Below are 24118 nucleotides of genomic sequence, written 5' to 3'. Positions count from 1 at the left end.
GGCGGCCTCGACGCTCGTGCAGTCGGCCCTCCTCGGCGGCCGTCCGCATGCCTCGGCCGACCCTGCGGTCAGGCGCCCGATTCACCCCGAGCTCGGGAGGCCGGAGAGCAGGGCAGCGGCAGCTCGGTCGAAGGGGGCGATGCTGCCCGCAGCGCGACACAGGATGTGGGCGCCTTCGAGCGTGACGATCATGAGGGTGGCCAGCTCATCTGCCTGGGCCGCGCTCATGCCGGCGCGGGTGAGTTTTCCGGCGAGCTCGCCGCCCCATCCGGCGAACGCCTCGGCCGCGACACCGCGCAGGCTGCTCTGGTCGGCCGTGGCCGCACCACCGTCGACGGTGACCGCCGCGACCGCGCAGCCGCCGCCCTCGGCGGACGCCTGCAACACGGGACGGACACCGGCGAGGAAGGCCTCCACGACCTCGCGTGGTGTGCCGGCCGGCAGTTCGTGCAGGTGGCCGCGCACGTCTTCGGCGTTGCGCCGGGCGGCTTCGAGAGCGAGCTCCTGCTTGCCGCCCGGGAAATGGTGATAGATCGCTCCGCGCGCGGCACCACTCTCGGCCAGGACGTCGGTGAAGGACATCGCCGCCAAGCCGTGGCGCTGCAATAGTCCGATTGCTGCGCTGATCATGCGGGATCTGGTGTCCGCGGCCATCGCCACCTCCTTGACTAGTACGGCCATCCTAGTGCATGCTCAACCCGCTAGTACGGACGTACTAGCGAGTGGGCTGAACAGCCCCCGGAACCGGAGGTTCATGATGGGGAAGACGTTTCTCTACACCGAGATCCAGGCGGCAGTGCCGTTCGAGCAGTTCGACTGGCACCAGGTCAACGCGGCACTGAAGACCGCCCCGGGCCTGATCCGCAAAACGTGGCTGTCCGGCCTCGGCACCCACACCATCGGTGGCTTCTACGAGTTCGACAACGCCGAGAACGCCCTGGCCTTCGCCCAGGGCCCCTTCGCCGAGGAGGCCCGCCGGGCCGGAGCCCCGGCGACGACACGACTGTTCGACGGCGACATCGTCAAGGACGCCAGTGTCGACCTGAACTCGCCCTACTACGCCTGACACCCCGGAATGCCGCCGAGTTGACGCTGAACCGCCTCGCCCTCCCCGGGGCGAGGCGGGCCGCCGCACCATTCCGGAACGGCGGCCGTCGGGAGCATGAGAAGACCGTCGAACCCGAAACGGCATTCGACGGTCATGGAGGTGGAGACAGGAATCGAACCCATGTACACGGCCTTGCAAGCCGCTGCCTCGCCTCTCGGCCACTCCACCAGGCGGTTCGAGGCACCAATTTAGGGCGTTCGTCACTGAATACCCGTCAGGACACGCCGCGGGACGCCACATTCTCCGCAATGTAACGAATGCCTTTTCGAATCTCCCCGACGAATTCGGTCAGAAGTCCTGTTCGGTCCACCCCACAGCGCCCGGCGGCCACGCCCGTGGGCGGGCCCGGCGGTAACCTGCTGCGAGCAGCGCCCGATCAGCGAAGATGGGATTCACGCGTGACCGTCAAGGATTCCCGGCCGACCTTTTCCGTGGGCCCCGTATTCACCGGACCGGCCACCAGGTGCCAGTACAAGAGCCTGCCACTGCGGGACCTGCCCCCGCTGGGTGTCGTCCGCCGGGCCCGGCTGGTGCTCGAGGACTCCCGCGAGCGGCGCTCGGGGATCCCGGCGCCCGGCAAGCCCTCCGCCTTCTCGGTCGGCGAATGGGTGCGGGTCAAGGACGCCGAGGAGATCCGCGCCACCCTGGACGACCAGGACCGTCACCGCGGCCTGTGGTTCACGGGCAGTCAGTGGTCGTACTGCGGCCGCACCTACCAGGTCGAGCACGTGGTGCGCCGGATGGTCGACGACCACTACCGGATGCGCCGGCTCTCCGCCACCACCAGCCTCAGGGGTGCGACCTGCCTCGGAGCCGACCGGTCCGAGGGCTGCGGTCTGGCCTGTGCGCTGCTGTTCCGGGACGAGTGGCTGGAGCCCTCCACCGAGGCGGCCGCCGAACCGCTGACGCCCGGTCAGTACGTGACGGTCCGTAGCCTGGACGAGATCCGGGCCACCCTGGACGCCGACGGGCGGCTGCACGGCGTGCCCTTCCAGCCGGGCATGGCGCGCTTCGCCGGGACGAGCCACGGCGCGACACCGGTCCTGCACCGGTCCCTGGCCCGCTGGCAGCGGCCGGTCGGCGGGGACTGGTACGTGCTGGACAGCCTGCGCTGCAACGGCGAGCCGCTGCCCCTGACCGGCTGCGACCGGCAGTGCGCGCTGCTCTGGCACTCCTCCTGGCTGCACCTGGGAACCACCCCGACCCGGTAGCCACGGACGTACCTCTGGACACCTGGCTCTCCTTGCCAGGACACTGACAAGTCGGCAGGCATCGTTCGCCTGTTCTTCACCTGAGAAGCGCGGCCATGTCCACCACCGCACTCCTAGGGTTGCGGCGCTCGGACACCCCCTCTGCCCACGCCGACTCGCCCGGAGGACATCCACCATGACGACGAATCAGTCAGCTCCGACCCCCGCCCGTCCCCGTCGCAAGCTCACCGCCGTCGCCGCCGCCACCGCCCTGGCGGCCGGCTCGCTCGGCCTGTGGGCCGCCGCCGGCGGCAGCGCCCAGGCCGTCGTCGGCCTGCCCTCCCCGGACCACGTGGTGGTCGTGGTGATGGAGAACCACGCCTACTCGCAGGTGATCGGCAGCTCCAGCGCACCGTACATCAACAACACCCTGAAGGCGGGCGGCGCCAACCTCACCTCCTCCTTCGGCCTCACCCACCCGAGCGAGCCCAACTACTACATGCTCTTCTCGGGCAGCGCCCAGGGCCGTACCGACGACAGCTGTGTGAGCGTCGGCTCGATGTCCGCGGCCAACCTCGGTTCCGAGCTGATCGCGGCCGGCAAGACCTGGGGCAGCTACAACGAGGGCCTGCCGAGCCAGGGTTCGACCACCTGCAGCAGCGGCAGGTACGCCCAGAAGCACAACCCGTGGTTCGGCTTCAAGAACGTGCCGACCAACACCGCGTTCACCATGACGCAGTTCCCGACCGACTTCACCACCCTGCCGAAGGTCTCCTTCGCCATCCCCGACCTGTGCAACGACATGCACGACTGCTCGGTCGGCACCGGCGACACCTGGCTCAAGAACAAGCTGGGCGCGTACGCCACCTGGGCCAAGACCCACAACAGCATCCTGGTGGTCACCTTCGACGAGGACAACCGGCTCTCCGGCAACAAGATCCCGACCGTGATCTACGGCGAGCACGTGACGCCCGGCAGCAGCTCGTCCACCACGTACAACCACTACAGCGTGCTGCGCACCCTGGAGGACCTGGCCGGTCTCTCCACTCACGCCGGCAACGCGGCCGGCGCCTCCGACATCACCGGCATCTGGAACTGACGCCCGTGTACCTCGCGGACTCCCGCAGCACCAAGGCCCCCGCCGTCCCGGACCAGCGTCCGGAACGGCGGGTGGCCGCCGTGCCCGGCACCGTGCTCGCGCTCGGCGCGGTCAGCCTGGTCACCGACGTGTCCTCCGAGATGGTCAGCGCCGTGCTGCCGCTGTACGTGGTGGCCGGGCTCGGACTCTCGCCGCTCGGCTTCGGGCTGCTGGACGGGATCAACAACGGCGTCGGCGCACTGGTCCGCCTGCTCGGCGGCCACCTCGCCGACCGGGGCGGCCGCGGACCGAAGACGGTGGCCGTGGTGGGCTACGGGCTCTCCGCGCTCTGCAAACCGCTGCTCCTGCTGGTGCACACCGTCCCGCTGATCGGCGCGGTGCTGGCCGTGGACCGTACCGGCAAGGGCCTGCGCACCGCACCCCGGGACGCGATGATCTCGCTGGCCACCCGGCCCGAGCACCGGGGACGGGCGTTCGGCGTGCACCGGGCGATGGACACCACCGGCGCGCTGCTCGGACCGCTGGTCGCCTTCGCCGTGCTGCGGGCCACCGTGGACGGGTACGACGCGGTCTTCGCGGTCAGCGGCTGCGTCGCCGCGCTCGGCGTCCTGGTCCTGCTGCTCTTCGTACCGTCGGCCCCTGCCAAGGCAGTTGACCCCGCTCCCCGGCCCTCACTCCGCGACTCGCTCGACCTGCTCCGGCTGCCCGGCCTGCGGCGGCTCGGGGTGTGCGCCGCGCTGCTCGGCCTGACCACCGTCAGCGACTCCTTCCTCTACCTGCTGCTGCAGCGTCAACTCGGGCTCGCCACACACCTGTTCCCGCTGCTTCCGCTCGGCACCGCCGCCTCCTTCCTGCTGCTCGCCGTACCGCTCGGCGCGCTCGCCGACCGGATCGGCCGCCGCCGGCTGTTCCTGGCCGGGCACGTCCTGCTGCTGCTGGCCTACGCCCTGGTGCTCACCAACAGTTCGGCGGTGCTCCTGGTGCTGGTCCTGCACGGCGGCTTCTACGCGGCCACCGACGGCGTACTGGCCGCGGCCGCCGCCAACGCCGCGCCGGAGGACCGGCAGGGCTCCGCGCTCGCCCTGGTCGGCACCGGACAGGCGCTGGCCCGGTTCGTCTGCTCCCTGGTCTTCGGCGCCGCCTGGAGCGCCTGGGGTGGTCACACCGCGCTCGCCGTCACCGCAACCGCCCTGTCTTGCACGGCGGTTGTCACCTTCTTCCTGCTCCGCAGCTCCGCCGACGAGGTCACCGTATGAAGAACTCCACCCGCCTGCTGGTCCTGCTGCTGGCCGTCGTCCTGCTCGGCGGGATCGGCACCGGCGCGGTGCTGTACGCCGCCGACCGGGCCGACCGGCGCGACCAGGAGCAGGCCGGCGGCCCGGCCGTCCGGTCCGGCCCGGTGTCGCTCCGGCCGCCCGGCCCGCAGCTGGTCTTCCGCAACCTGGCCTGGGGCGCGCACCGGGACGAGATCACCACCGTCCCCGCCGACCGGCCGGACGGTGAGCGGACCGCCTCCGGCCTCAAGTGCCTGCGCTTCCACGCCGCTTCGGGCACCGGCATCTGCCTGCAGGCGGTCCGCGGCGCGCTGGAGGACACCTATCGCACCGTCGTGCTGGACGCGGATCTGCACGAGCGGCACGTCTTCCCCGCCGCCGGCATCCCCACCCGGGCCCGGGTCTCGCCCTCAGGTCACCTGGCCGCCTGGACGGTCTTCGTCAGCGGCGACTCCTACGCGGGCACCGACTTCTCCACCCGGACCGAGATCGTGGACACCAGGACCTGGGCGCTGGACGACAACCTGGAGACCTTCGCGATCGTCAAGGACGGGCACCCGTACCAGGCGCACGACACCAACGTCTGGGGCGTCACCTTCGCCGACGACAGCCGGTTCTACGCGACGCTGGCCACCGGCGGCCAGACCTACCTGGTCCAGGGGGACGTCGCCGCCCGCACCCTGACCACGCTGCACCAGAACGTCGAGTGCCCCTCGCTCTCCCCCGACGGCACCCGGATCGCCTACAAGAAGCGCGCGCCCGAGGCTCCCGGCGACGCCCCCTGGCAGCTCTACGTGCTGGACCTGCGCACCATGACCGAGACGCCCACCGCCGAGCAGCGCAACATCGACGACCAGGCCCTGTGGGCGGACGACGGCACCCTGCTGTACTCGATGCCGGGCGACTTCGGCGCCGACCTCTGGTCCACGCCCGCCGACGGCACCGGAGCCCCTCACCGGCTCCTCACCGCCGGGGTCGCGCCCGCCTACCTCGGCTGAACGGCAGCGGCCCGGCCCCCAGGACGGGGGCCGGGCCGCGGGCCGGACGGACGGGGACGTCAGCTCTGCTGGTCCTCCGGGAGGGTGATGATCCAGCGGCTGTCCTGACGCGGCCGCAGGTAGAACACCCAGTACAGGCTGGCGACGGCGGTGATGCCCGCGGTCCAGGCCAGCGCAGTGTGGTCGAGATGGGCCAGCACCCAGCCCAGCAGCACGATCAGCAGGAGCGGCAGCACCGGCCAGAGCGGCTGCCGCCACGCCGCGGCGGTCTTGTGGTGCTTGCGGCGGGAAAACAGCGCGGCGAACGCGACCAGCAGGTAGAGGGCCGCGACGGCCACACCGGTGATGTTCACCAGCTGCTCCTGCGGCACGAAGCAGAGCACCGCGCCGGGGATACCGACCGCGAGGGTCGAAACCCACGGGGCGCTGAACCGGTTGAGCGTGCCGAACGCCTTGTTGGCGGGGGCCGGCCAGGCCTTGTCACGCCCGGAGGCGAACAGCACGCGGGAGTTCTGGATCACCATGACGATGCCGGCGTTGATGATCGCCAGCGCGATGCACAGGCTGACGAAGGTGCCGACCGCCGAGCCCGACCACCCGGCCACCAACGCGGAGATGTCCCCGGCCGAGAGCGCATCCAGGTCCGGCGCACCAACGGTGATCGCGATCACCGGGATCAGGATGACGACCACGGAGAGGCCGAGCGTCCACAGCACGGTGCGGGCCACGTTGCGCCGGGGGTTCTCCAGCTCCTCGGAGAGGTAGATCGCGGTGGAGAAGCCCTGGGTCACGAACAGCGCGGTGCCCATCGCGGCCAGGATCGCCGCCATACCGACCGTACTGGTGCCGCCCGCGCCGTCGCCGACCACGCCGTGCAGCAGGCTGCTCGCGCCCCGCTGGCTGTGCGAGAAACCGAGGAACGAGACCACCGCGCAGGCGATCACCTCCAGGACCAGGAAGATGCCGGTCAGCCAGGCGTTGGCCCGCAGGTCCAGCAGACCCGCCACGGTGGCCGCGATCATCACGGCGGCACCGGCGAACCGGGGATCCACGTCGATGATCGGTGCCAGGTACTGCGAGGTACCGATCGCGATCAACGAGGGAACGATCATCACGACGATCAGGGACTGGATGAACACCAGCCACCCGGCGAACCGACCCGCCAGGGTGCCGACCATGGCGTACTCGCCACCGGCGCTGGGGATCAGGGTGCCCAGCTCCGAGTAGCAGAACGCCACGGCGATGCAGATCAGCGACCCGATCGCGATCGCCATCGCGGTGTGGGTGCCCAGCGAGCTGAACAGCTCCGGCACGATAACGAACAGCGACGACGCGGGCGTCACGCACGACAGGGTGAGCAGCGTGCCGCCCACCACGCCGAGCGAGCGGGAGAGCTTCTTCGGCACATCTGCGGGCGTCGGGGACGCCACCGCCGACACCGGGATGGACGGGTCAAGCGTGTCGGTCATGAGGGGTTCCGATCGGCTCAGCGCGAGGGGGCGCGCGGTGGGGCGGTGTTCACCGGGAGCGGTATCTCCTCCAGAAGGCTGAGGTTGGCGATAGACGTTGTCGCTCCCGGATCGCCATGGAAGCGGGCAGACCGCGCCCCGTCAACGGCCGAAAGGCTTCGGAATTCGTTGCCGACCAGCGGGTATTTCGCCGGATCCGTCGCACAGCGCGATCTCTGCGTGCGGAGATTCCAGCGCCGCGAGCCCTAGTCAGCAGATGAATCCATGGCAAACAGTCAATGAAACCTACGATCCATCATCACCGCTTCGACTTCGCCCGCCGACCGCCTCCCCGCCCCGGCCGACCGCCCCCGCGACGATAACCGCAGCTCAGAGCGGGGAAGTCGTCCATAACGTTTCAGCCAGCGGACGATCTTCGCCACAGCGTGTGTCTGAGCGTCAACCCGACGCCACAATGATCGGCATGAGAACGATCTACGCCATCGCGGGATCCCTGGTCCTGCTCGTCACCGTCGCCAGCATCCTGCGCACCCTGGTGGTGCCCCGCGGCCTCTACTCCGCGCTCGTCAACCGGCTCTGGGCGGTCCTGCGGGCCACGCTCCGCGCGATCTCTCCGTTCGGCGGCTACCACGTGCAGGACCGGGTGCAGACCTGGCTGGCCCCGCTGATGCTGCTCGGCATGCTGACCACCTGGCTGTTCGGGATGCTGATCGCCTACACCCTGCTACTGCACGGCTTCTCCCTGCTGGACTGGTCGGTCTCGTTCCGGGAGGCCGGTTCGAGCCTGTTCACCCTCGGCTTCGCGAGCGGTGAGCGCCTGCACCTCTCGGCCCTGGACTTCCTGGCCGCCGCCACCGGACCGCTGGTGATCGCCCTGCTGATCGGCTACCTGCCCACCCTGTACGGGGCCTACAACCGGCGCGAGGTGGAGGTCACCCTCCTGCAGTCCCGGGCGGGCGAGCCCGCCTGGGGCCCCGAGCTCCTGGCCCGCCAGTCGCTGGTGGACACCGAGACCGCGCTGCCGCAGCTCTACCGCGACTGGGAGCGGCTGGCCGCCGACGTCGGCGAGGGCCACTCCAACTACCCCGTCCTGCTCTCCTTCCGCTCCCCGCAGCCGCACCGCAGCTGGGTGGTGGGCCTGATCGCGGTGATGGACGCGGCCGCCCTGCAGCTCGCCCTCTGTCCGAAGTCCGCCCCGCCCGAGGCCCGCCTGGTGCTGCGGGCCGGCTTCACCGCACTGCGCGACATCGCCAGGACCCAGCGGATCGCCTTCGACCCGGACCCGCATCCGGACGGCCCGATCCGGCTGACCTACGAGGAGTTCGACGCGGCCGTCGCCCTGGTCACCGCAGGCGGCATCACCGGCGAGCGGGCGGCCTCCGAGGCGTGGCCGCACTTCCGGGGCTGGCGGGTCAACTACGAGTCCCTGGCGCACGAACTCGCCCGCCGTACCGACGCCGTACCGGCGCTCTGGACCGGACCGCGCGACTTCCCCGCCGCCCCCATTCCGCCGAGCCGCCCGGCCGACCGCCGTCCCCGGCAGCCCATCTGAGCCCGAGCCCCGGTCAACCCCGGGGGGCCGGAGGCGCGGTGATCCGTCGACCGGTGCGTCGACGATCCACCCGCCGGCCACCCCCGGCGGCGCGCCGGTCAACGGGCCCGGCTCAACAGCCAATTCTGTCTGAACAGTTGACCTCCTTGATGCGGGCATGGCAGCTTTCTCCGGCCTGGGCGTTCCAACCGGTTGCGCGCCGGGCGATCCCCCACAAGGAGACCCATGCTCAAGGGACTTACCGCCGCACTCGGCACCGCCGCAGTCGTCGCGGGCCTGCTGACGTCAGCCGTCTCGCCCGCACAGGCGGTCCAGGCAGGCGATCTGACGTCCACCATCGCGCTGAGCAACTGCTCGGCGTCCCTGGTGCGTTACCCCTCCTCGGTCGACACCGACCGGGCGCTGATGCTCACCAACGGCCACTGTCTGCCGACCATGCCGAGCGCCGGCCAGGTGATCCAGAACACCACCGCCAGCCGCTCCGGCACCCTGCTCAACGCCGCCGGCTCCTCGCTGGGAACCGTGCAGGCCGACAAGGTGCTGTACGCGACCATGACCGGCACCGATGTCGCGCTGTACCAACTGACCGACACCTTCGGGTCGATCACCAGCAAGTTCGGCGCCACCGCGCTGACCATCAACGACACCCACCCGGTCGACGGCTCGTCGATGTTCATACCTTCGGGCTACTGGAAGCAGACCTGGAACTGCTCCATCAACGGCTTCGTGGACACCCTCCGCGAGGACGCCTGGACCTGGCACGACTCGATCCGGTACAGCTCCGGCTGCAACACCACCCACGGCACCTCGGGCTCGCCCATCGTCGACGCCACCAGCAGGCGGGTCGTCGGCATCAACAACACCGGTAACGACGACGGCGCGATGTGCACGCTCAACAACCCCTGCGAGGTGGCGGCCGACGGCACCACCACGGTCACCAAGGGCCAGAGCTACGGCCAGGAGACCTACTGGTTCACCACCTGCCTCGGCACCAACCGCGCCATCGACCTGAGCCTCAGCGGCTGCCTGCTCACCAAGCCGGCCGGCACCAGCGTCTCGGTGACCAACCCGGGCAGCCAGACCACCGCGCTGAACGGCTCGGCCGACCTGCAGATCAGCGCCACCGGCGGCACCGCACCGCTGACCTTCACCGCCACCGGCCTGCCGACCGGCCTCTCGATCAGCTCCACCGGCAAGATCACCGGCACCGCGACGGCCACCGGCACGTACAACGTGACCGTGACCGCCAAGGACGCCGCCAACAAGACCGGCAGCACCGCCTTCAGCTGGATGGTCGCCGGCGGGGGCGGCACCTGCACCCCGGCCCAGCTGCTCGGCAACGCGGGCTTCGAGACCGGCACCGCCGCCCCGTGGACCACCACCTCCGGCGTCGTGGACAACGGCACCTCCCAGCCCGCCCACACCGGCTCCTGGAAGGCCTGGCTGAACGGCTACGGCTCCGCCCACACCGACAGCGCCGCCCAGACCGTCACCATCCCCGCCGGCTGCCGGGCCACCCTGAGCTACTGGCTGCACATCGACACGGCGGAGACCGGCAGCACCGCCTACGACAAACTGACCGTCACCGCCAACGGCACGACCGTCGCCACGTACTCGAACGTCGACAAGAACACCGGCTACGCCCAGAAGACCGTCGACCTCTCCTCGTACGCGGGCCAGTCCGTCACCCTCAAGTTCAACGGTGTCGAGGACTCGTCGCTGAAGACCAGCTTCGTGATCGACGACACCGCCGTCCAGACCAGCTGACCCGGGGCGCCCGGCGGCAGCGGCCGCCGGGCGCTTCCCCACTCGACCCCCTACGGACTTGCGTCCGCCTCACCTGACGGCCCCGTGTCGGCCGACTTCGAGCCACTGCCGAGGAGTGCCCCCGAGGACGTACCGGCGGACGGGGCCGAGGAGCCGCCCTTGCTGGCGGACCCGGGCCCGGATGCCGGTCCCGACGCCGGTCCTGAGGCCGGGGCGGACCCGGGCGCGGAGCCGGACGCCGGGCCGGACGCCGGGGCCGAGCCGGACCGCGAGCCCGAGGGCGGGACCGAGGGTGAACCGCTCACCTGGTGGGAGTACGACTGCCCGCTCGACGGGTCGACCACCACGAGGTCCTTGAGCGGCGAAGGCGCCGGGCTCACCGCCACCACGTTCTGCTCCTTGAAGCCCGGCCACGGCGTGCCCGAGTAGGCCGGCGGGGTCGCCGACAGCACGGGCGGCAGCAGCGGGTTCCCGCAGGCGCAGCGCACCCGGGGCACCCCTCGGGCGTCGATCAGCACGGCGCTGCCGCTCTGCAGCACGGCCTGGTACGGCGTGGCGACGCCGTTGGCGAAGCCGTGGTTGGTCACCCGGGTGTCGACCCGCAGCACCACCGAGGTGAGCGAACGGAGGTAGTCGCCGATCGCCGCCGGATCGATCCCCTCCACCGTCGCCCAGGCCTTGGCCTTGTCCGGGTTGGCGTTCAGGAACTCGATCAGGCGCGGCACGTCGCAGCTGGCGACCTGCTGGCTGCCGCCGTACAGGCCGGGATCCGATCCCTGCACGGGACGTCCGTCGGTGCCGGTCGCCGAGGCGCTGCCCACCGAGGCCGACGCCGCCGAGGCGGTCGTCCCGACCGCGACCGAACCGGTGAACGGGTCGGGCCCCTGGGCCGCGACCGGCTGCAGGGCCACCTGCGGGGCGGCCTCGGTCTTGGTGCCGGAGTCATGGTGCCCCTGCGTCGTGAGCACCACGGTCAGCACGGCGGCCGCCACCACCACGCCGGTCAGCAGCGCGAGCATCTTGGGCTTGCGCCACCACGGCCGGGGCGGCCGTCCGCCGGAGGCCGTCACCAAGGTCCGGCCGCCGCCGGGCGGCTGCGCTCCGCCGCCCGCCGCGCCACCACCGACCGAGCCCGCACCTGCCGACCCGGCAACGGTCTCTCCGGCACCACTGGAACCGGCAGCCGGCGCCCCGGCCCCGGAGGACCCGGAGAGCGGGCCGGACGGTGGACCGGACGCACCTCCGCTCACGGTCGGCCGCCCGGCAGTCGGGGTGGGAGAGCCACTCGGCGGCACCGACGGCGGGCCGGACGGCGGGTGGGACGGTGGTCCGGACGGCCGCCCCGCCGAGGGGTCGGGCGGCGGCGGATCGGACGGCGGTTGGGAACTCAAGGCCTACCTCCACAACTGGTCTCCCCCGCTGCCCCATTGTTCCGACGCCCGCACCCGGTGGCTCGCCGGAGTCCGCCGGGTGGCCCAAGCTGGAGTGACGCGACCACGGCACCGCACGTCCGCCAGGAGGCGCCATGCTGCCGACCGAAACCGCCGCCGGGCCCGGCCGGGCGGCCACCGTCCTCGGCCCCTGGGCGGACGCCCTGCTCGCCACTGTCGTCACCCTGCTGGCGATGGCCGCGCTCGCCACCGCGGGCCTCTGGCTGGCCGGTGCGGATGACCTGCCGGGGTCGGCGTTACCCGCCGTGGTCGCGGCGACCGTTCTGATGGCGGTCGGTGTCCCGGTCCAACTCACCGGCGGCGCCGCCTTCCTGGCCGAGGCACACGGTGACCTCTCCGCCCTGCCGCTCTCGGTGACCCTGCTCGGCGCGCTGGCCCTCGCCCGGCTCTTCCTGCGCCCGCTGCGCCTGCGGGCGGTCGCGACGCCGGGTGAGCTGGCCGGCCGGGCGGCCCGGACGGCGGTGCTCTGGCTCGCCCTGCTGCTCCTGCTCCGGCCGCTGGCCCAGCACAGCTTCACCATCAGGACCGGCGACCCTCTGGCGGACGAACTCGGCGCGGCCTTCGACGCGGCGCCGACCGCCGGCTTCCGCACCGGCCTGCTCCCGACCCTCGGCCTGGGCCTGCTCTGGCTCGCCCTGGTGCTGCTGCTGACCCTGGTGACCGCCCGTGGCGCGCCGCTGCCGCCGAGGCTGCTGCGGTACCGGGCGGCCGTCCGGCCCGCCGCCCACGCGGTGCTCACCCTGCTGCTCTGCACGGTGGTGCTCGGCCTGCTGGCCGGGCTGGTCTCGGCCACCGTGGACGGGCATCCGCGCCGGACCCTCGCCGTCCTCCTGCTCGCCCTGCCGAACCTGGCCTGGCTGGCCCTCGGCGTGGGCTTCGGCGCGTCCTGGCACGGCTCGGCCGGCGGCGATCTGGGCCTGCCGGTGCCCCACCTGCTGACCGACGTCCTGCGCACCTCGGACCACCGGGACGTCACGCTCGACCTCGGCACCCTGGCCGCGCAGGACGGCCGGGCCTGGCTGCTCGCGGCGCTGGTCGCGCTCCTGTTGCTGCTGACCGGTCTGGGCGCGGCCCTGCACTCGCCGCCCGACCTGCCGCTCTGGCGGTACGCCGCCCAGCTGGCGGCCGCCCTGGCCCTCGCGATGGTGCTGATCGGCCTGCTGACCCGGATCTCCGCCGAGGTCGGCCTCTCCCTGCTCGGCTTCGACGCGGCGGGCGGCGGCCTCTCCCTCTCCCCGGACCTCCTGCGCTCCGTCCCTCTCGCAGCCGCCTGGGGCGGCCTGGCAGGCCTGCTCGGCGCCCTCGCCGCGCGTCCCCTCCGGTCCCGCCCGACGGCCCCCACCTCGGCCGCCCCGGAGTCAGGGCGGAGCACCTGACTCCGGCTCAGGACAGCCTGGACCGGCCGGGCCGCGAACCGGCCCGCGCAGCCGTCAGAGGGCCTGCCAGCTTCCGAGGGTTGTGGTCCCCGTCCGGAAGTAGATCCTGCCGTCCGTGCTGATGGCGAACACGTGGATCACCGAAGCGCCGTCCACGACGGCCGCCGGGCCGTCCACCATCGTGCCGCCGAGATCCTGCCAGGCGCCGTACGACCCGTTCGGTCCGGTCCTGGCCACCACGCTCACACCGGTGGTCCGGTTCCGCTCGAACAGCACCACCTGGCCGTTGACCGTCGCGGCGGCCGGCTCGCCGACGCCGCCGTGACCGCCGGTGTTGATCGGTGACGCGTTCCACGCTCCGCCCACCTGGTTCTGGTAACTGACCAGCATCATCCCGGTCCCGACCTCCCGGTAGGCGAGGTCGATGCGACCGGACTGGCCCACTGCCGCTTTGGGCGGGCTGGCGGGCTGAGCGTTGGGGATCGGACCGGGACCGGCGAAGGTCCCGTTCGGTGCGCCCTGCCACCAGCCCAGGATGCTGGTCCGGGTACTGCCGAACACCTCGATCCGACCTTCGCCGTTGCGGACCGCGGTCACCGGATCCTGCAGGTCGCTGCCGCCCATGTCGGCCCAACCTGCGCTCCACGAGCCGTTGATCGAGGTCTGCCACTTGTGGCTGAGGCCGCCGCCCGCGTTCTTGACGAACATCTCCAGCCGCCCGTCCTGGTCGGCGGCCACCACCGGCATGCCGACCTGGGCCTCGTAGCCGCTGCCCTGGTTCGGGTTGCCGTGGTCGGTCCAGGTGGTCCGCCAGCCTCCGTTCGGGGTGTTCTGCGGCAGGGAGACGATGTGGTGGTCGGTCAGCCTGCGGGCGAACAGCTCCATCCGGCCGTCCTGGTTCATCCCCACCGCCAGGGCCGGAGCCAGCCGGCCCCCCGGATCGGAGAACCGGAGCGGCCCGGCCCAAGTCCCTTGCAGTGTCCGCCAGTAGGTGTCCGGTGCGCCGTTGCGCACCACGAACACCTGGGGTCTCCCGTCCTGGTTCAGCCCGGCCCAGGACGTGCCCCGGGACCAGCGGTAGTACATCCGGGACAGCCACTCGGAGTGGTAATTCCCGGTGGAGTGGTCATGGCTCTGGTACTCGGCGAAGATGCCGAGCTTGCCGCTCGCCGCCGTCGGCTCCAGGTTCGCCGGGCAGCTCTCGATGTTGTAGTCCCGGTAGTTCACCTGGACCACGTCGTACGGGTGCAGGAGTACGGCATCCGCGACGAACTGCGCGGCCGCCACGTGGTCGGGGTGGTCCTCCGTGTACCGCTGGTCGGGGAACTCGTCATGGACCCGGAGCACGGCGGGCCGGTAGGCGTCCAGCAGCAGGCGGAGCAGTTCGACCACTGCGGCGGCGGTGTAGGTCGTCCCCGGTGGCAGCAGGCTGCCCTGCGGGACGACGGCCGTGTCGGTGCCGCCGGCCCGGATGGCCGCGAGACCGGAGTCGTGCAGGTTCACGAAGATCAGCTGCACACCCGGCCGCTCGCGCAGGGTGTACTTCTCGACGGGACGGGCGTTGAGGGTCCACAACTCGGCGTCCCAGCGCGCGTACTCGTCAGTGCCGGGACTGCTGTCGCTGACGCCGGCCATGCGCGACTGGGCGTTGAGGACGCCGAGCTGACGTTGACGGGTCCGTCCCGGGTCTCCGGCGGCGTCGAAGCAGATCGACGGGCAGGGGTCGCCCGTCCTGTTTCCCGCCGTGAGGAACACGGTGACCATCGATGCCCCGGAGCCGGCCGCCGCCGCCAGGTCCGGGTTCATGAACAAGATGTCGTCGTCCGGGTGTGCCACCACCTGCATGATCACGGTTCACGTTCCTCACTGCGTCCACCCGGTGCGGTCGTCCGGTGCTCCGAGGGCGGCCGGGCATTCCGGAGTCTCGGATGACGGGGGTGCAGCCCGGGCGGGAGGAGAGTCGCTCTACCGAGATCGGAGATCTTGAGGCACGGGCCGACATCTCATATGATCGCCTGATATTCCCCCCTTCAAACACACTTCGTACACAGATCCTCCGTTATCGAGGAGCTGCCGCCACACAGTGAAGCCGGGAACGCAGCCCTGCGCCGCGATGTCGGCCCCGCTGCCTCGCGCGGCCGTCGCCGCCGGGACGGACGAACCGTTCAGCGCTCACCCGTCTCGAAGACCGGCCAGGCCCAGGCGGGCGGAGCGGGCACCGGTTCGGGCAGTGAAACCACCGGGACGACCTCCGTCGGGGTCGGAACGCCGGCCGACGGAGCGGCCGGCTCCGTACCGGCCGCCCGCAGTGCGGCGACCAGCGCGAGGCAGCTGTCGAAGCGCTGGTCCGGGGTCTTGGCCAACCCCCTGGCCAAGACCTCGTCGATCGCGGCCGGCAGGTCTGGGCGGAGGGCGACGATCGGCGGTACGGGGTCGTTCAGGTGGGCCCAGAGCAGCGCCAGGTCGTCGTCGCGGCGGAACGGCGGTGCGCCGGTGAGCTCCTCGTACACCACGCAGGCGAGGCTGTAGACATCGCAGCGGCCGTCCACCGGCTTGCCGGAGATCTGCTCGGGTGCGACGTAGTCGAGGGTGCCGACGAACTGGCCGACCGTGGTCAGGCCGGTCAAGGAGAGGGACTTCTTGGTGAGGCCGAAGTCGGTCAGGTAGACGTGTTCGGGGTGGTCGCTGTCGGTCCCCTCGGCGACCAGGATGTTGCCGGGCTTGACGTCCCGGTGGACCAGGTCGTGGGCGTGCGCGGCGTCCAGTGCGGAGGCCACCTGGGCGGTGATCCGCAGCGCCTGGCGGACCGTCAACGGGCCCTGCCGGTCGAGCAGGGCGCGCAGGTCCCGACCCTGGACGTAGCGCATCGCGATGTAGAGCACGCCCTCCGCCTCCCCGGCGTCGTACACGGGGACGATGTGCGGGTGGTCGATCGCGGCGGCGACCTTGGACTCGCGGGCGAAGCGCTGCCGGAAGACCTCGTTGCGGGCCAGTTCGGGGGCGAGCAGCTTGACCGCGACGATCCGGCCCAGCCGCAGGTCCTCCGCCTGGTGCACGACGGCCATCCCGCCGCGCCCGATCACCTTGCCCAGCCGGTAGTTGCCGAGCTGGCGCCCGGTCAGGTCGGACGGCGCGGTGGTGCTCACCCCGGGCTCCGCCCGCTGTCGGCCGGCTCCACGGTGGCGAACGTCTGCAGCTGGGCGCCCTCGCAGTAGTACCAGCGGCCCCGGTCGAGGTCGAGCAGCCAGGCGGCCGGACCGTCGACCACGGCACCGATCCGCAGACCGGCGCTGCGGCTGCGGAAGGCCTCCAGGTCGATCCGCCCGTCGGCGTAGTCCTCCACCAGCCGCCGGTAGGTGCCCAGCGCCGACTCCAGCGCGGCGAGCAGCGCCCGGGGGTCGGCGGTGGTGGCCAGCGGCTCGGCGGTGCCGGGCGGGCGGTGCGGCAGGCTGATCAGCAGCCGGCCGTCCACCCAGGCGGACCAGGCGTTGGAGCAGACCACCCGGGCCCAGTCACCGCTGGTCTCGGTCAGCATCACCGGCAGCAGCGGGTCCAGCCGGGCGGACTGCCGGGCCGGGTCGGGGCTGTCCCAGGTCGGCAGCCCGCCCTCGGGCACGACATGCGTCGGCCGGAACTCGTACGGGCTCGTCATCGCCGCTACCCGCGCATCACGGCCGGCTCGTGCCGGCGCAGCAGCCGGGCGACCAGCAGGCCGAACAGCAGCGAGAGCGCCGCGAGCACGCCGAGGTCGAGCAGCCAGATGCCGAGGCTGTGCTCGAACAGCGGGTCCTGGGTGAGCTTGCCCGGCACCACCTGGCCGAGGTCGATGCTGGCCGCCATCGCCGCCAGGGCCCAGCGGGACGGGATCAGCCAGGAGAGCTGGTTGAGCACCAGGACACCGTTCAGCTGGAGCAGCGCACCGCAGAACACCACCTGGACGATGGCGAGCAGCACCAGCAGCGGCATGGTCACCTCCTCCTTCTTCACGAGGGCGGAGATCAGCAGGCCGAGCATCATCGCGGTGAAGGACAGCATCGCGACCGCGATGGTGATCTCCACCAGCGGTGGCAGCACCACCCCGCCGCCACCCTGCGGACGGAGTTTCACCCCGGCCAGGCCGACCATGGTGAGCACCACCGCCTGGGTGACCGTGATGGTGCCGAGGACGACGATCTTCGACCAGAGGTAGGCGGATCTGGACAGGCCGACGGCTCTCTCCCGCTGGTAGATGGTGCGCTCCTTCACCAGCTCCCGGACGGCGTTGGCGGCGCCGGTCAGCACGCCGCCGACGCAGAGGATCAGCAGGCCGTTGAGCGCGGTCTCCTGGGTCAGCGTGCTGCCGGCCAGGGCCCGGGCCATCGCGCCCATCACGAACGGCAGCGCGATCATGACGGCCAGGAAGGTCCGGTCGGCGGTCAGCGCGGTGGCGTAGCGGCGGACCAGGGTGCCCAGTTGGGACCACCAGCCCTGCGGCGGCCGGACCGGCACCGGGGCGACGGCGGCCGGGGCCGGCCGGGCCGGGCGGGCCATCGCGTCGGCGATGTACCTGCGGTGCGCGTCCGAGTCGCGGTACTGACCGGCCCAGTCGCGGGCCCGGTCGTTCTCGAACGCCTCGAAGGCTTCCGGCCACTGGCCGAAGCCGACGAATTCCAAGGTCTCCCCCGGTGGTCCGTAGAAGGCGATCTTCCCGCCGGGGGCGAGCAGCAGCAGCCGGTCGCAGAGGTCGAGGCTGAGCACGCTGTGGGTGACCACGATGACGGTGCGTCCGTCGTCGGCCAGGTCACGCAGCATGTGCATCACCGACCGGTCCATGCCGGGGTCCAGGCCGGAGGTGGGCTCGTCCAGGAAGAGCAGCGAGGGTTTGGTGAGCAGTTCCAGCGCGACGCTGACCCGCTTGCGCTGGCCGCCGGAGAGGCTGGAGATCACCTGGTCGGCGCGCTGTTCCAGGCCGAGTTCGGTGATCACCTCCTCCACCCTGGCGGCCCGCTCGGCAGGCTCGGTGTCGCCGGGGAAGCGCAGTTCGGCGGCGTAGCGCAGCGCGCGGCGGACGGTGAGCTGGGTGTGCAGGATGTCGTCCTGCGGCACCAGGCCGATCCTCCGGCGCAACTCGGCGTAGTCGCGGTACAGGTCGCGGCCGTCGTAGCGCACGGTGCCCCGGTCGGCGGGCCGCAGGCCGGTCAGGGCGTTCAGCAAGGTGGACTTGCCGGCGCCGCTCGGGCCCGCGACGGCCAGCAGGCACTTCTGGCCGACCGGGAAGGTCACCTGGTCGAGCAGCACCCTGCCCTCGCCGACCTCGACCACCAGGTTCTCGACGTTCAGGTCGATGTCGCCCGTGTCGACGAACTCCTGCAGCGTGTCGCCGACCAGGCAGAACATCGAGTGTCCGATGCCGACCAGGTCCTCGGGCCCGACCGGGGCGGTCCGCACCGGGCTGCCGTTCAGGTACGTGCCGTTGTGGCTGTCCAGGTCGGTGATCTCGTACCGACCGTCGAGGCGGGCGCGGAGTTCGGCGTGGTGGCGGGAGACCGAGAGGTCGGCCAGCACCAGGTCGTTGTCGGTGGCCCGGCCGATCCTGATCACCCTGGTGGGCAGGGGGCGGACCCGGGTGGGTGGCCGGTAGGAGCCGGTGAGCATGGTCAGCGCGGACGGCGCCCTGGCCGTGGCGGGCGCCTCGGGCAGCGCGCTCAGCGTCGCGGCCGGGCCGTCCTCGGCGCTGCCGAACCGGACGGTGCTGCCCGGGCCGAGGTCCAGGTGGCTGACCCGGTGGCCGTACGCCCAGGTGCCGTTGGTGGAACCGGTGTCGTCCAGGGTCCAGTGGTCACCGTCGGCGTGCAGCACCGCGTGGTGCCAGGACACTCGGGGGTCGGTCAGCACGATCTCACCCGTGGGGTCCCGGCCGACGTGGTAGGTGCGGCTCGGGCTCATCACCTGCGAGTCGCCGTCCGTCTCCAGTACGAGCTGCGGCGCGAAGGGCGCCACCTGTGGCTCTCCCATACCAACGATGCTAGGCCCGGGCCTCGCCGGGAGCCTGGCGAGAGCCGGTGGCGTCACGTTCGGTTGGCGTGATCGGGCCATGGCGCGTTCCGGCAGGTTCGAGGCGTTGTTGCGCCCGCTCCGGGGTTGTTTGACTGGTTCCCTCCCCGACCCGTCCCGATCCGGAGGCGTGCCACCGATGACTGCCGACGCTCATGCCGCCTTCCCCCTGACCGAGATCCAGTACGCGTACTGGGTCGGCCGCGGGCCCAACTTCGTGCTCGGGAACGTCGCTCCGCATGCCTACTTCGAGCTGGAGGGCAGGCGGCTCGACCCGGCGCTGCTCACCCGGAGCTGGCGCCGACTGCTGGAGCGGCACCCGATGCTCAGGGCGGTGGTCGACAAGGAGGGACGCCAGCGGGTGCTGCCCGAGGCGCCGCCGTTCGAGGTCGGCTTCGAGGACCTGTCGGCGGCTCCACCCGCCGTACGGGCCGAGCGGCTGGCCGCCACCCGGGCCGAGATGTCGGAGCGGGTCCACGACCCGGCCGAGTGGCCGCTGTTCGACATCAGGATCAGCCGGCTGGCCGAGCACGATCGACTGCACGTCAGCCTGGACCTGCTGATGGTGGATCTGGCCAGCATCACACTGCTCTTCACCGAGTGGAGCGCGCTCTGCCAGGACGAGGCGGTGCGGCTACCGCCGGTCGACGTGACCTTCCGGGACTACGTGCTGGCGCTGGAGGCCGGGACCGACGCGCCGCGCTACAAGCGCTCGCTGGACTACTGGGCCTCCCGCGCCGAGACGCTCGCGCCGCCGCCCGAACTCCCGCTCGCCAGGCCGCCGGCGCAGATCCACAAGCCCCGCTTCACGCACCGCGAGTACCACCTGCCGCCGACCGAGTGGCAGCGCTTCCAGCAGCTCGCCGAGCAGCGCGGTCTCACCCCGACCGCCGTGCTGGCCACCGTGTTCGCCGAGGTGCTGGCGGCCTGGAGCGGCACCCCGAGGTTCAGCCTGAACCTCACCGTCTTCAACCGGCTGCCGCTGCTGCTCGCCGAGAACGAGCGCGGCCACCGCACCGTCCATCCTCATCTCCGGCGCGTGGTGGGCGACTTCACCTCGATCTGCCTGCTGGAGATGGACACCACCGGCGACCTGCCGCTGACCGAACTGGCCACCCGCACCCAGACCCAGCTGCAGCAGGACCTGCGGCACCGCTACGTCAGCGCGCTGCACACCCTGCGGGAGCGCCGCCGCCGTGGCCTGCAGACCGGTTTCGAGGGTATGCCGGTGGTGTTCACCAGCGGGCTCGGCACGGTCTCCGACGCCTCGGGGCCGATGGAGTACTTCGGCGACATCAGCTACCGGCTGAGCCAGACCCCGCAGATCTGGCTGGACCATCAGGTGCTGGACGTCACCGGTTCGCTGGACCTGACCTGGGACGCCGTCGAGGAGCTGTTCCCCGAGGGCGTGCTCGACGACATGTTCGCCGCCTACTGCGGGCTGGTACGGCGGCTCGCGGAGCCGGCCGCCTGGGACGAGGGCCTCGACGTCCCGCTGCCGGCCCATCAGCTGGAGGTCAGGGAGCGCGCCAACGACACCTCGGGCGAGGCGCCCGGCGGGCTGCTGCACGAGGCCCTGTTCCGGGGCGCCGCCGCCCACCCCGACCGGCCCGCCGTGCTGCACGGCGGCGGCTCGGTCAGCTACCGCGAACTCGCCGACCGGGCGGCCGCAGTAGCCGAGGGCGTCGCCGGGCTCGCCGCCGGGCCGCTGCGCGACCGGCTGGTCGCCGTCACGCTGCCCAAGGGCCCGGACCAGGTCGCGGCCGCGTACGGCGTGCTGCTGGCCTCGGCCGCCTACCTGCCGGTCGGCCCGACCCTGCCGACCCGGCGGCGCGAGGAGCTGTTCGAGAGCGGCGAGGCGCTCGCCGTGGTCACCGACCGGGCACTGGACCGGCAGCTGGACTGGCCGGCCGACCTCCCCCGGCTGCACTCCGACGGACCGGCCGGCGCCGTACCGCTCGCGCGGGCGGAGCCCACCGACCTCGCCTACGTGCTCTACACCTCGGGCTCCACCGGCCGCCCCAAGGGCGTGATGATCGAGCACCACGCCGCGCTGAACACCGTGCTGGACATCAACGAACGGTTCGGAGTCGGCCCGCAGGACCGGCTGTTCGGGCTGGCCGACCTCGGCTTCGACCTCTCGGTGTACGACCTCTTCGGCAGCACGGCGGCCGGCGCGGCCCTCGTCCTCCCCGACGAGGACCAGCGCCGTGAACCTGCCCACTGGGCCGAGCTGATGGACCGTCACGGCGTCACCGTCTGGAACTCGGTGCCCGCCCAGATGCAGATGCTGGTCGAGCACCTGGAGCAGGCCGACCGTGTCCCGCCCGCCCTGCGGCTGGTGCTGCTCAGCGGCGACTGGATACCGCTAGACCTGCCCGACCGTATCCTCGCGCTCTGGCCGGACGCCCGGGTGATCAGCCTCGGCGGCGCCACCGAGGCGTCGATCTGGTCCAACTGGCACCCCGCCGACCAGGTGGACCCGGACGCCCCGAGCATCCCGTACGGCAGGCCGCTGCGGAACCAGGCCTTCCACGTCCTCGACGCCGAGCTGCGGGACTGCCCGGTCTGGGTGCCCGGCGAGCTGTACATCGAGGGCACCGGCCTGGCCCGGGGCTACTGGCGCGATCCCGAGCGGACCGCCGCGAGCTTCGTCCGGCACCCGGTCACCGGGGCGCGGCTGTACCGGACCGGCGACTTCGGGCGCTATCTCCCGGACGGGGTGCTGCAGTTCCTCGGCCGCCGGGACGGTCAGGTCAAGATCGGCGGGCACCGGATCGAGTGCGGCGAGATCGAGGCGGTGCTCGGCCGACACCCCGGCGTGGAGTCCGCGGTGGTGGTGAAGTCCGTGGACGAGGGTGGCGGCGCCAAACTGCTCGGCTTCGTGGTGCCCGACCGCGCGGACGGCTCGCTGCTGGTGACCGGTACGGCCGACCCGGCGGAGACCGAACGCTGTCGCCGGGCCCTGCACTCCGCCGCTCTGCTGCCCGCCCCCGGCCCTGGCAGCGCCGAACTGCGCAGCGCGTGGGCCGCGTTGAACCAGGTGTACGTGGCGGCGGCGGCCGCCGCCTTCCGTGCCCTCGGCCTGCCGCACACGCCGGGCGAACGCTTCGACCCGGCCGCGGCCCTGGCCGCCGGGGTGGCCCCGCGCTACGAACGCTGGCTGGCCCGCGCCGTCGGCGTGCTGACCGAGCAGGGCCTGCTGCGGCACACGCCCGACGGACCGGAGGTGGCCAGGACCTTCCCCGCCCTGATTTCCGACCAGGTGGCCGCGGACGCCCGGGCGGCCCTGCACGCCACGCTGGAGGTCCCGGAGGACCTGATCGACTGGATGCTGTCGCTGGCCGGCGGCCTGGCGGACATCCTCACCCAGTCCGTGCACTCCGCCGAGCTGTACGCCTCCGACCGCACCCCCGAGGTCTACGCCCGGCTCTTCGGGCCGGCCTACGCCGTGGCCACCGAGGCCGTCCGCCGCCTGGTGGCCGACTGGCCCGAGGACCGCCCGATGCGTGTCCTGGAGGTCGGCGGCGGGTACGGCACCCTGACCCGGCACCTGCTGCCGCTGCTGCCTGCCGACCGCACGGACTACCTCTTCACCGACATCTCGCCGTACTTCACCGACCGGGCCACCGAGGTCTTCGGTGACCACGCCTTCCTCCGCCCCGGCCTGTTCAACCTCGACCAGGCGCCCGAACTCCAGGGCCACGAGGGCCTGTCGGCCGATCTGGTGATCGCGGCGAGCGTGTTGCACGACATCCGCCGGATCGGGCCCGGGCTGGAGACCCTGCGCTCGGTGCTGGCACCCGGCGGCACCCTGCTGATGGTCGAACAGACCGCCTTCCACCCGTGGTTCGACCTCACCATGGGCCTCCAGCAGGGTTTCGACGGCTACGAGGACACCGAACTCCGCGGCTGGGGGCACCCGTTGCTCGACCGCGGGCAGTGGGCGGATCTGCTCACCGTTACCGGCTTCGCCGGGAGCACGGTGCTGACCAGGCCCGAGGACGGCCCGGCCTCGGTCGGCTTCGACGTGATCGCCGCCCAGGGACCGCTGACCACCCGTCGGTTCGACCGCGAGGCACTGCGCGAGTACACCGCCGAGCGGCTGCCCAAGCACATGGTCCCGACCCGGCTGCTCGCCCTGGACCGGCTGCCGCTCAGCCGCACCGGCAAGGTGGACCGCGGTGCCCTCGCCAAGGCCGGGGTCCGCAGGACCGGCCGCAGTAGGGCCGCACGGCCTCCGGTGACGGACCGTCAGGTGAAGATCGTGGAGATCTACCGCACGGTGCTCGGCCTTAGCCAGGTGGACCTGGCGGACGACTTCCTGGAGGCCGGCGGCGACTCGCTGCTCGCCGCCCGGATCTCGGCGGCGCTGCACCGGGCCCTGGGCGCCGAGGTCCCGGTCGGCGTCATCCTGCAGCACCCCACCGTGGCCGCACTCGACAGCTGGCTGGAGCCGCTCCTCGGCCCGGCCGCACCCCTGGACGACCGGCCGGACACCGGCCCCGCCGGAAGCGAGGAGACGGCATGACCCGGCAGCAACTGACCGAATGGCTACGGGAGTACCTGGCGGACCTGCTCGACGTGACGCCCGAGCAGATCGGTACGGACCTCCCGCTGGAACAGCTCGGGGTCGACTCGGCCACCACGCTGGTGCTGAGCGCCGACCTGACCGCGCACCTCGGGCGGGAGATCCGGCCCGGGGAGATCTTCGAGCACCCGACCGTCGAAGGGCTGGCGGCCCATCTCGGCGGTACCGCCCTCGGCGTCCCCACCGAGCCCGCGACGGCCGGGTGATCGC

The 24118-nt window shown here is 72.0% G+C and carries 16 protein-coding genes, 1 tRNA gene and 2 pseudogenes; 11 read left to right on the top strand and 8 right to left on the bottom strand.

The features are described from left to right. Window positions 1-81: 81 nt before the first annotated feature. Complete coding sequence (locus ACKUU6_RS30220; protein WP_407991735.1) at window positions 82-654, bottom strand: TetR/AcrR family transcriptional regulator; 573 nt, start codon at window positions 652-654, stop codon at window positions 82-84. A 103-nt stretch (window positions 655-757) separates the two neighbouring features. On the opposite strand from ACKUU6_RS30220, the gene ACKUU6_RS30215 reads away from it, so the two are divergent. Then, window positions 758-1066, top strand: coding sequence for a hypothetical protein (locus ACKUU6_RS30215; RefSeq protein WP_407991734.1), 309 nt, complete (start codon window positions 758-760; stop codon window positions 1064-1066). Between the two features lie 136 nt (window positions 1067-1202). Here the strand turns inward: ACKUU6_RS30215 and ACKUU6_RS30210 are convergent. Beyond that, a tRNA-Cys gene (locus ACKUU6_RS30210) sits at window positions 1203-1276 on the bottom strand. Window positions 1277-1539: 263 nt separating this feature from the next. Between ACKUU6_RS30210 and ACKUU6_RS30205 the strand changes: the two genes are divergently transcribed. The 4 genes from ACKUU6_RS30205 (at window position 1540) to ACKUU6_RS30190 (ending at window position 5669) form a co-directional block, all read left to right on the top strand. Then, window positions 1540-2319, top strand: a complete 780-nt coding sequence (locus ACKUU6_RS30205) for a hypothetical protein (RefSeq protein ID WP_407991733.1) — start codon at window positions 1540-1542, stop codon at window positions 2317-2319. Window positions 2320-2494: 175 nt separating this feature from the next. Continuing rightward, window positions 2495-3397, top strand: a complete 903-nt coding sequence (locus ACKUU6_RS30200; protein ID WP_407991732.1) for an alkaline phosphatase family protein — start codon at window positions 2495-2497, stop codon at window positions 3395-3397. 5 nt (window positions 3398-3402) lie between these two features. After that, window positions 3403-4653 (top strand): MFS transporter, encoded by a 1251-nt coding sequence (locus ACKUU6_RS30195; protein ID WP_407991731.1) that lies wholly within the window; start codon window positions 3403-3405, stop codon window positions 4651-4653. Then, window positions 4650-5669, top strand: a complete 1020-nt coding sequence (locus ACKUU6_RS30190) for a TolB family protein (RefSeq protein WP_407991730.1) — start codon at window positions 4650-4652, stop codon at window positions 5667-5669. The genes ACKUU6_RS30195 and ACKUU6_RS30190 overlap by 4 nt, the downstream gene beginning before the upstream one ends. A 59-nt stretch (window positions 5670-5728) precedes the next feature. Here ACKUU6_RS30190 and ACKUU6_RS30185 read toward each other — a convergent pair whose 3' ends face one another. Further along, complete coding sequence (locus ACKUU6_RS30185; RefSeq protein ID WP_407991729.1) at window positions 5729-7138, bottom strand: APC family permease; 1410 nt, start codon at window positions 7136-7138, stop codon at window positions 5729-5731. 463 nt (window positions 7139-7601) lie between these two features. On the opposite strand from ACKUU6_RS30185, the gene ACKUU6_RS30180 reads away from it, so the two are divergent. The 3 genes and pseudogenes from ACKUU6_RS30180 to ACKUU6_RS30170 all read left to right on the top strand — a co-directional run. Then, a complete protein-coding gene (locus ACKUU6_RS30180) occupies window positions 7602-8690 on the top strand; it encodes a hypothetical protein (RefSeq protein ID WP_407991728.1) in 1089 nt (362 codons plus the stop codon). Between the two features lie 225 nt (window positions 8691-8915). Continuing rightward, window positions 8916-9533: pseudogene (locus tag ACKUU6_RS30175) on the top strand (S1 family peptidase); the annotation flags it as partial. Between the two features lie 201 nt (window positions 9534-9734). Then, window positions 9735-10457 (top strand): annotated as a pseudogene (locus ACKUU6_RS30170) (putative Ig domain-containing protein); the annotation flags it as partial. Window positions 10458-10507: 50 nt separating this feature from the next. Here the strand turns inward: ACKUU6_RS30170 and ACKUU6_RS30165 are convergent. Continuing rightward, on the bottom strand, window positions 10508-11527 hold the full coding sequence (locus tag ACKUU6_RS30165; RefSeq protein ID WP_407991727.1) for a DUF6777 domain-containing protein: 1020 nt from the start codon (window positions 11525-11527) through the stop codon (window positions 10508-10510). Window positions 11528-11982: 455 nt separating this feature from the next. Here ACKUU6_RS30165 and ACKUU6_RS30160 point away from each other — a divergent pair, with 455 nt between their 5' ends. Then, window positions 11983-13284: a streptophobe family protein gene (locus tag ACKUU6_RS30160; RefSeq protein ID WP_407991726.1), complete on the top strand. Its 1302-nt coding sequence runs from the start codon at window positions 11983-11985 to the stop codon at window positions 13282-13284. A gap of 54 nt (window positions 13285-13338) precedes the next feature. On the opposite strand, the gene ACKUU6_RS30155 is transcribed toward ACKUU6_RS30160, so the two are convergent. From ACKUU6_RS30155 to ACKUU6_RS30140, 4 genes are all read right to left on the bottom strand, one after another. Beyond that, window positions 13339-15129 carry a PIG-L family deacetylase gene (locus tag ACKUU6_RS30155; RefSeq protein ID WP_407992281.1) on the bottom strand — a complete coding sequence of 597 codons (1791 nt, stop codon included), beginning with the start codon at window positions 15127-15129 and terminating at the stop codon, window positions 13339-13341. 320 nt (window positions 15130-15449) lie between these two features. Continuing rightward, window positions 15450-16430 (bottom strand): serine/threonine-protein kinase, encoded by a 981-nt coding sequence (locus ACKUU6_RS30150; RefSeq protein ID WP_407991725.1) that lies wholly within the window; start codon window positions 16428-16430, stop codon window positions 15450-15452. Beyond that, window positions 16427-16936 carry a hypothetical protein gene (locus ACKUU6_RS30145; protein ID WP_407991724.1) on the bottom strand — a complete coding sequence of 170 codons (510 nt, stop codon included), beginning with the start codon at window positions 16934-16936 and terminating at the stop codon, window positions 16427-16429. Before ACKUU6_RS30145 ends, ACKUU6_RS30150 begins: the two co-directional genes overlap by 4 nt. A 5-nt stretch (window positions 16937-16941) precedes the next feature. Next, the gene (locus ACKUU6_RS30140) at window positions 16942-19278 is read right to left on the bottom strand and encodes an FHA domain-containing protein (RefSeq protein WP_407991723.1); all 2337 of its coding nucleotides are present in this window, start codon (window positions 19276-19278) and stop codon (window positions 16942-16944) included. A gap of 178 nt (window positions 19279-19456) precedes the next feature. Between ACKUU6_RS30140 and ACKUU6_RS30135 the strand changes: the two genes are divergently transcribed. Next, complete coding sequence (locus tag ACKUU6_RS30135) at window positions 19457-23848, top strand: non-ribosomal peptide synthetase (RefSeq protein WP_407991722.1); 4392 nt, start codon at window positions 19457-19459, stop codon at window positions 23846-23848. Continuing rightward, the gene (locus tag ACKUU6_RS30130) at window positions 23845-24114 is read left to right on the top strand and encodes an acyl carrier protein (RefSeq protein ID WP_407991721.1); all 270 of its coding nucleotides are present in this window, start codon (window positions 23845-23847) and stop codon (window positions 24112-24114) included. Before ACKUU6_RS30135 ends, ACKUU6_RS30130 begins: the two co-directional genes overlap by 4 nt. The last annotated feature ends 4 nt before the right edge of the window (window positions 24115-24118 follow it).

The organism is Kitasatospora sp. CMC57, from assembly GCF_045866025.2.
GTDB lineage: Bacteria > Actinomycetota > Actinomycetes > Streptomycetales > Streptomycetaceae > Kitasatospora.
The sequence above is the reverse complement of the archived record's forward strand: the minus strand, read 5'-3'. Positions and strand labels throughout refer to the sequence as shown.

What these genes read in the sequence shown, in the direction of transcription:
- ACKUU6_RS30220 (WP_407991735.1), bottom strand. Translation starts at nt 654, where the DNA reads ATGGCCGCGGACACCAGATCCCGCATGATCAGCGCAGCAATCGGACTA.
- ACKUU6_RS30215 (WP_407991734.1), top strand. Translation starts at nt 758, where the DNA reads ATGGGGAAGACGTTTCTCTACACCGAGATCCAGGCGGCAGTGCCGTTC.
- ACKUU6_RS30200 (WP_407991732.1), top strand. Translation starts at nt 2,495, where the DNA reads ATGACGACGAATCAGTCAGCTCCGACCCCCGCCCGTCCCCGTCGCAAG.
- ACKUU6_RS30190 (WP_407991730.1), top strand. Translation starts at nt 4,650, where the DNA reads ATGAAGAACTCCACCCGCCTGCTGGTCCTGCTGCTGGCCGTCGTCCTG.
- ACKUU6_RS30185 (WP_407991729.1), bottom strand. Translation starts at nt 7,138, where the DNA reads ATGACCGACACGCTTGACCCGTCCATCCCGGTGTCGGCGGTGGCGTCC.
- ACKUU6_RS30180 (WP_407991728.1), top strand. Translation starts at nt 7,602, where the DNA reads ATGAGAACGATCTACGCCATCGCGGGATCCCTGGTCCTGCTCGTCACC.
- ACKUU6_RS30160 (WP_407991726.1), top strand. Translation starts at nt 11,983, where the DNA reads ATGCTGCCGACCGAAACCGCCGCCGGGCCCGGCCGGGCGGCCACCGTC.
- ACKUU6_RS30155 (WP_407992281.1), bottom strand. Translation starts at nt 15,129, where the DNA reads ATGCAGGTGGTGGCACACCCGGACGACGACATCTTGTTCATGAACCCG.
- ACKUU6_RS30145 (WP_407991724.1), bottom strand. Translation starts at nt 16,936, where the DNA reads ATGACGAGCCCGTACGAGTTCCGGCCGACGCATGTCGTGCCCGAGGGC.
- ACKUU6_RS30140 (WP_407991723.1), bottom strand. Translation starts at nt 19,278, where the DNA reads ATGGGAGAGCCACAGGTGGCGCCCTTCGCGCCGCAGCTCGTACTGGAG.
- ACKUU6_RS30135 (WP_407991722.1), top strand. Translation starts at nt 19,457, where the DNA reads ATGACTGCCGACGCTCATGCCGCCTTCCCCCTGACCGAGATCCAGTAC.
- ACKUU6_RS30130 (WP_407991721.1), top strand. Translation starts at nt 23,845, where the DNA reads ATGACCCGGCAGCAACTGACCGAATGGCTACGGGAGTACCTGGCGGAC.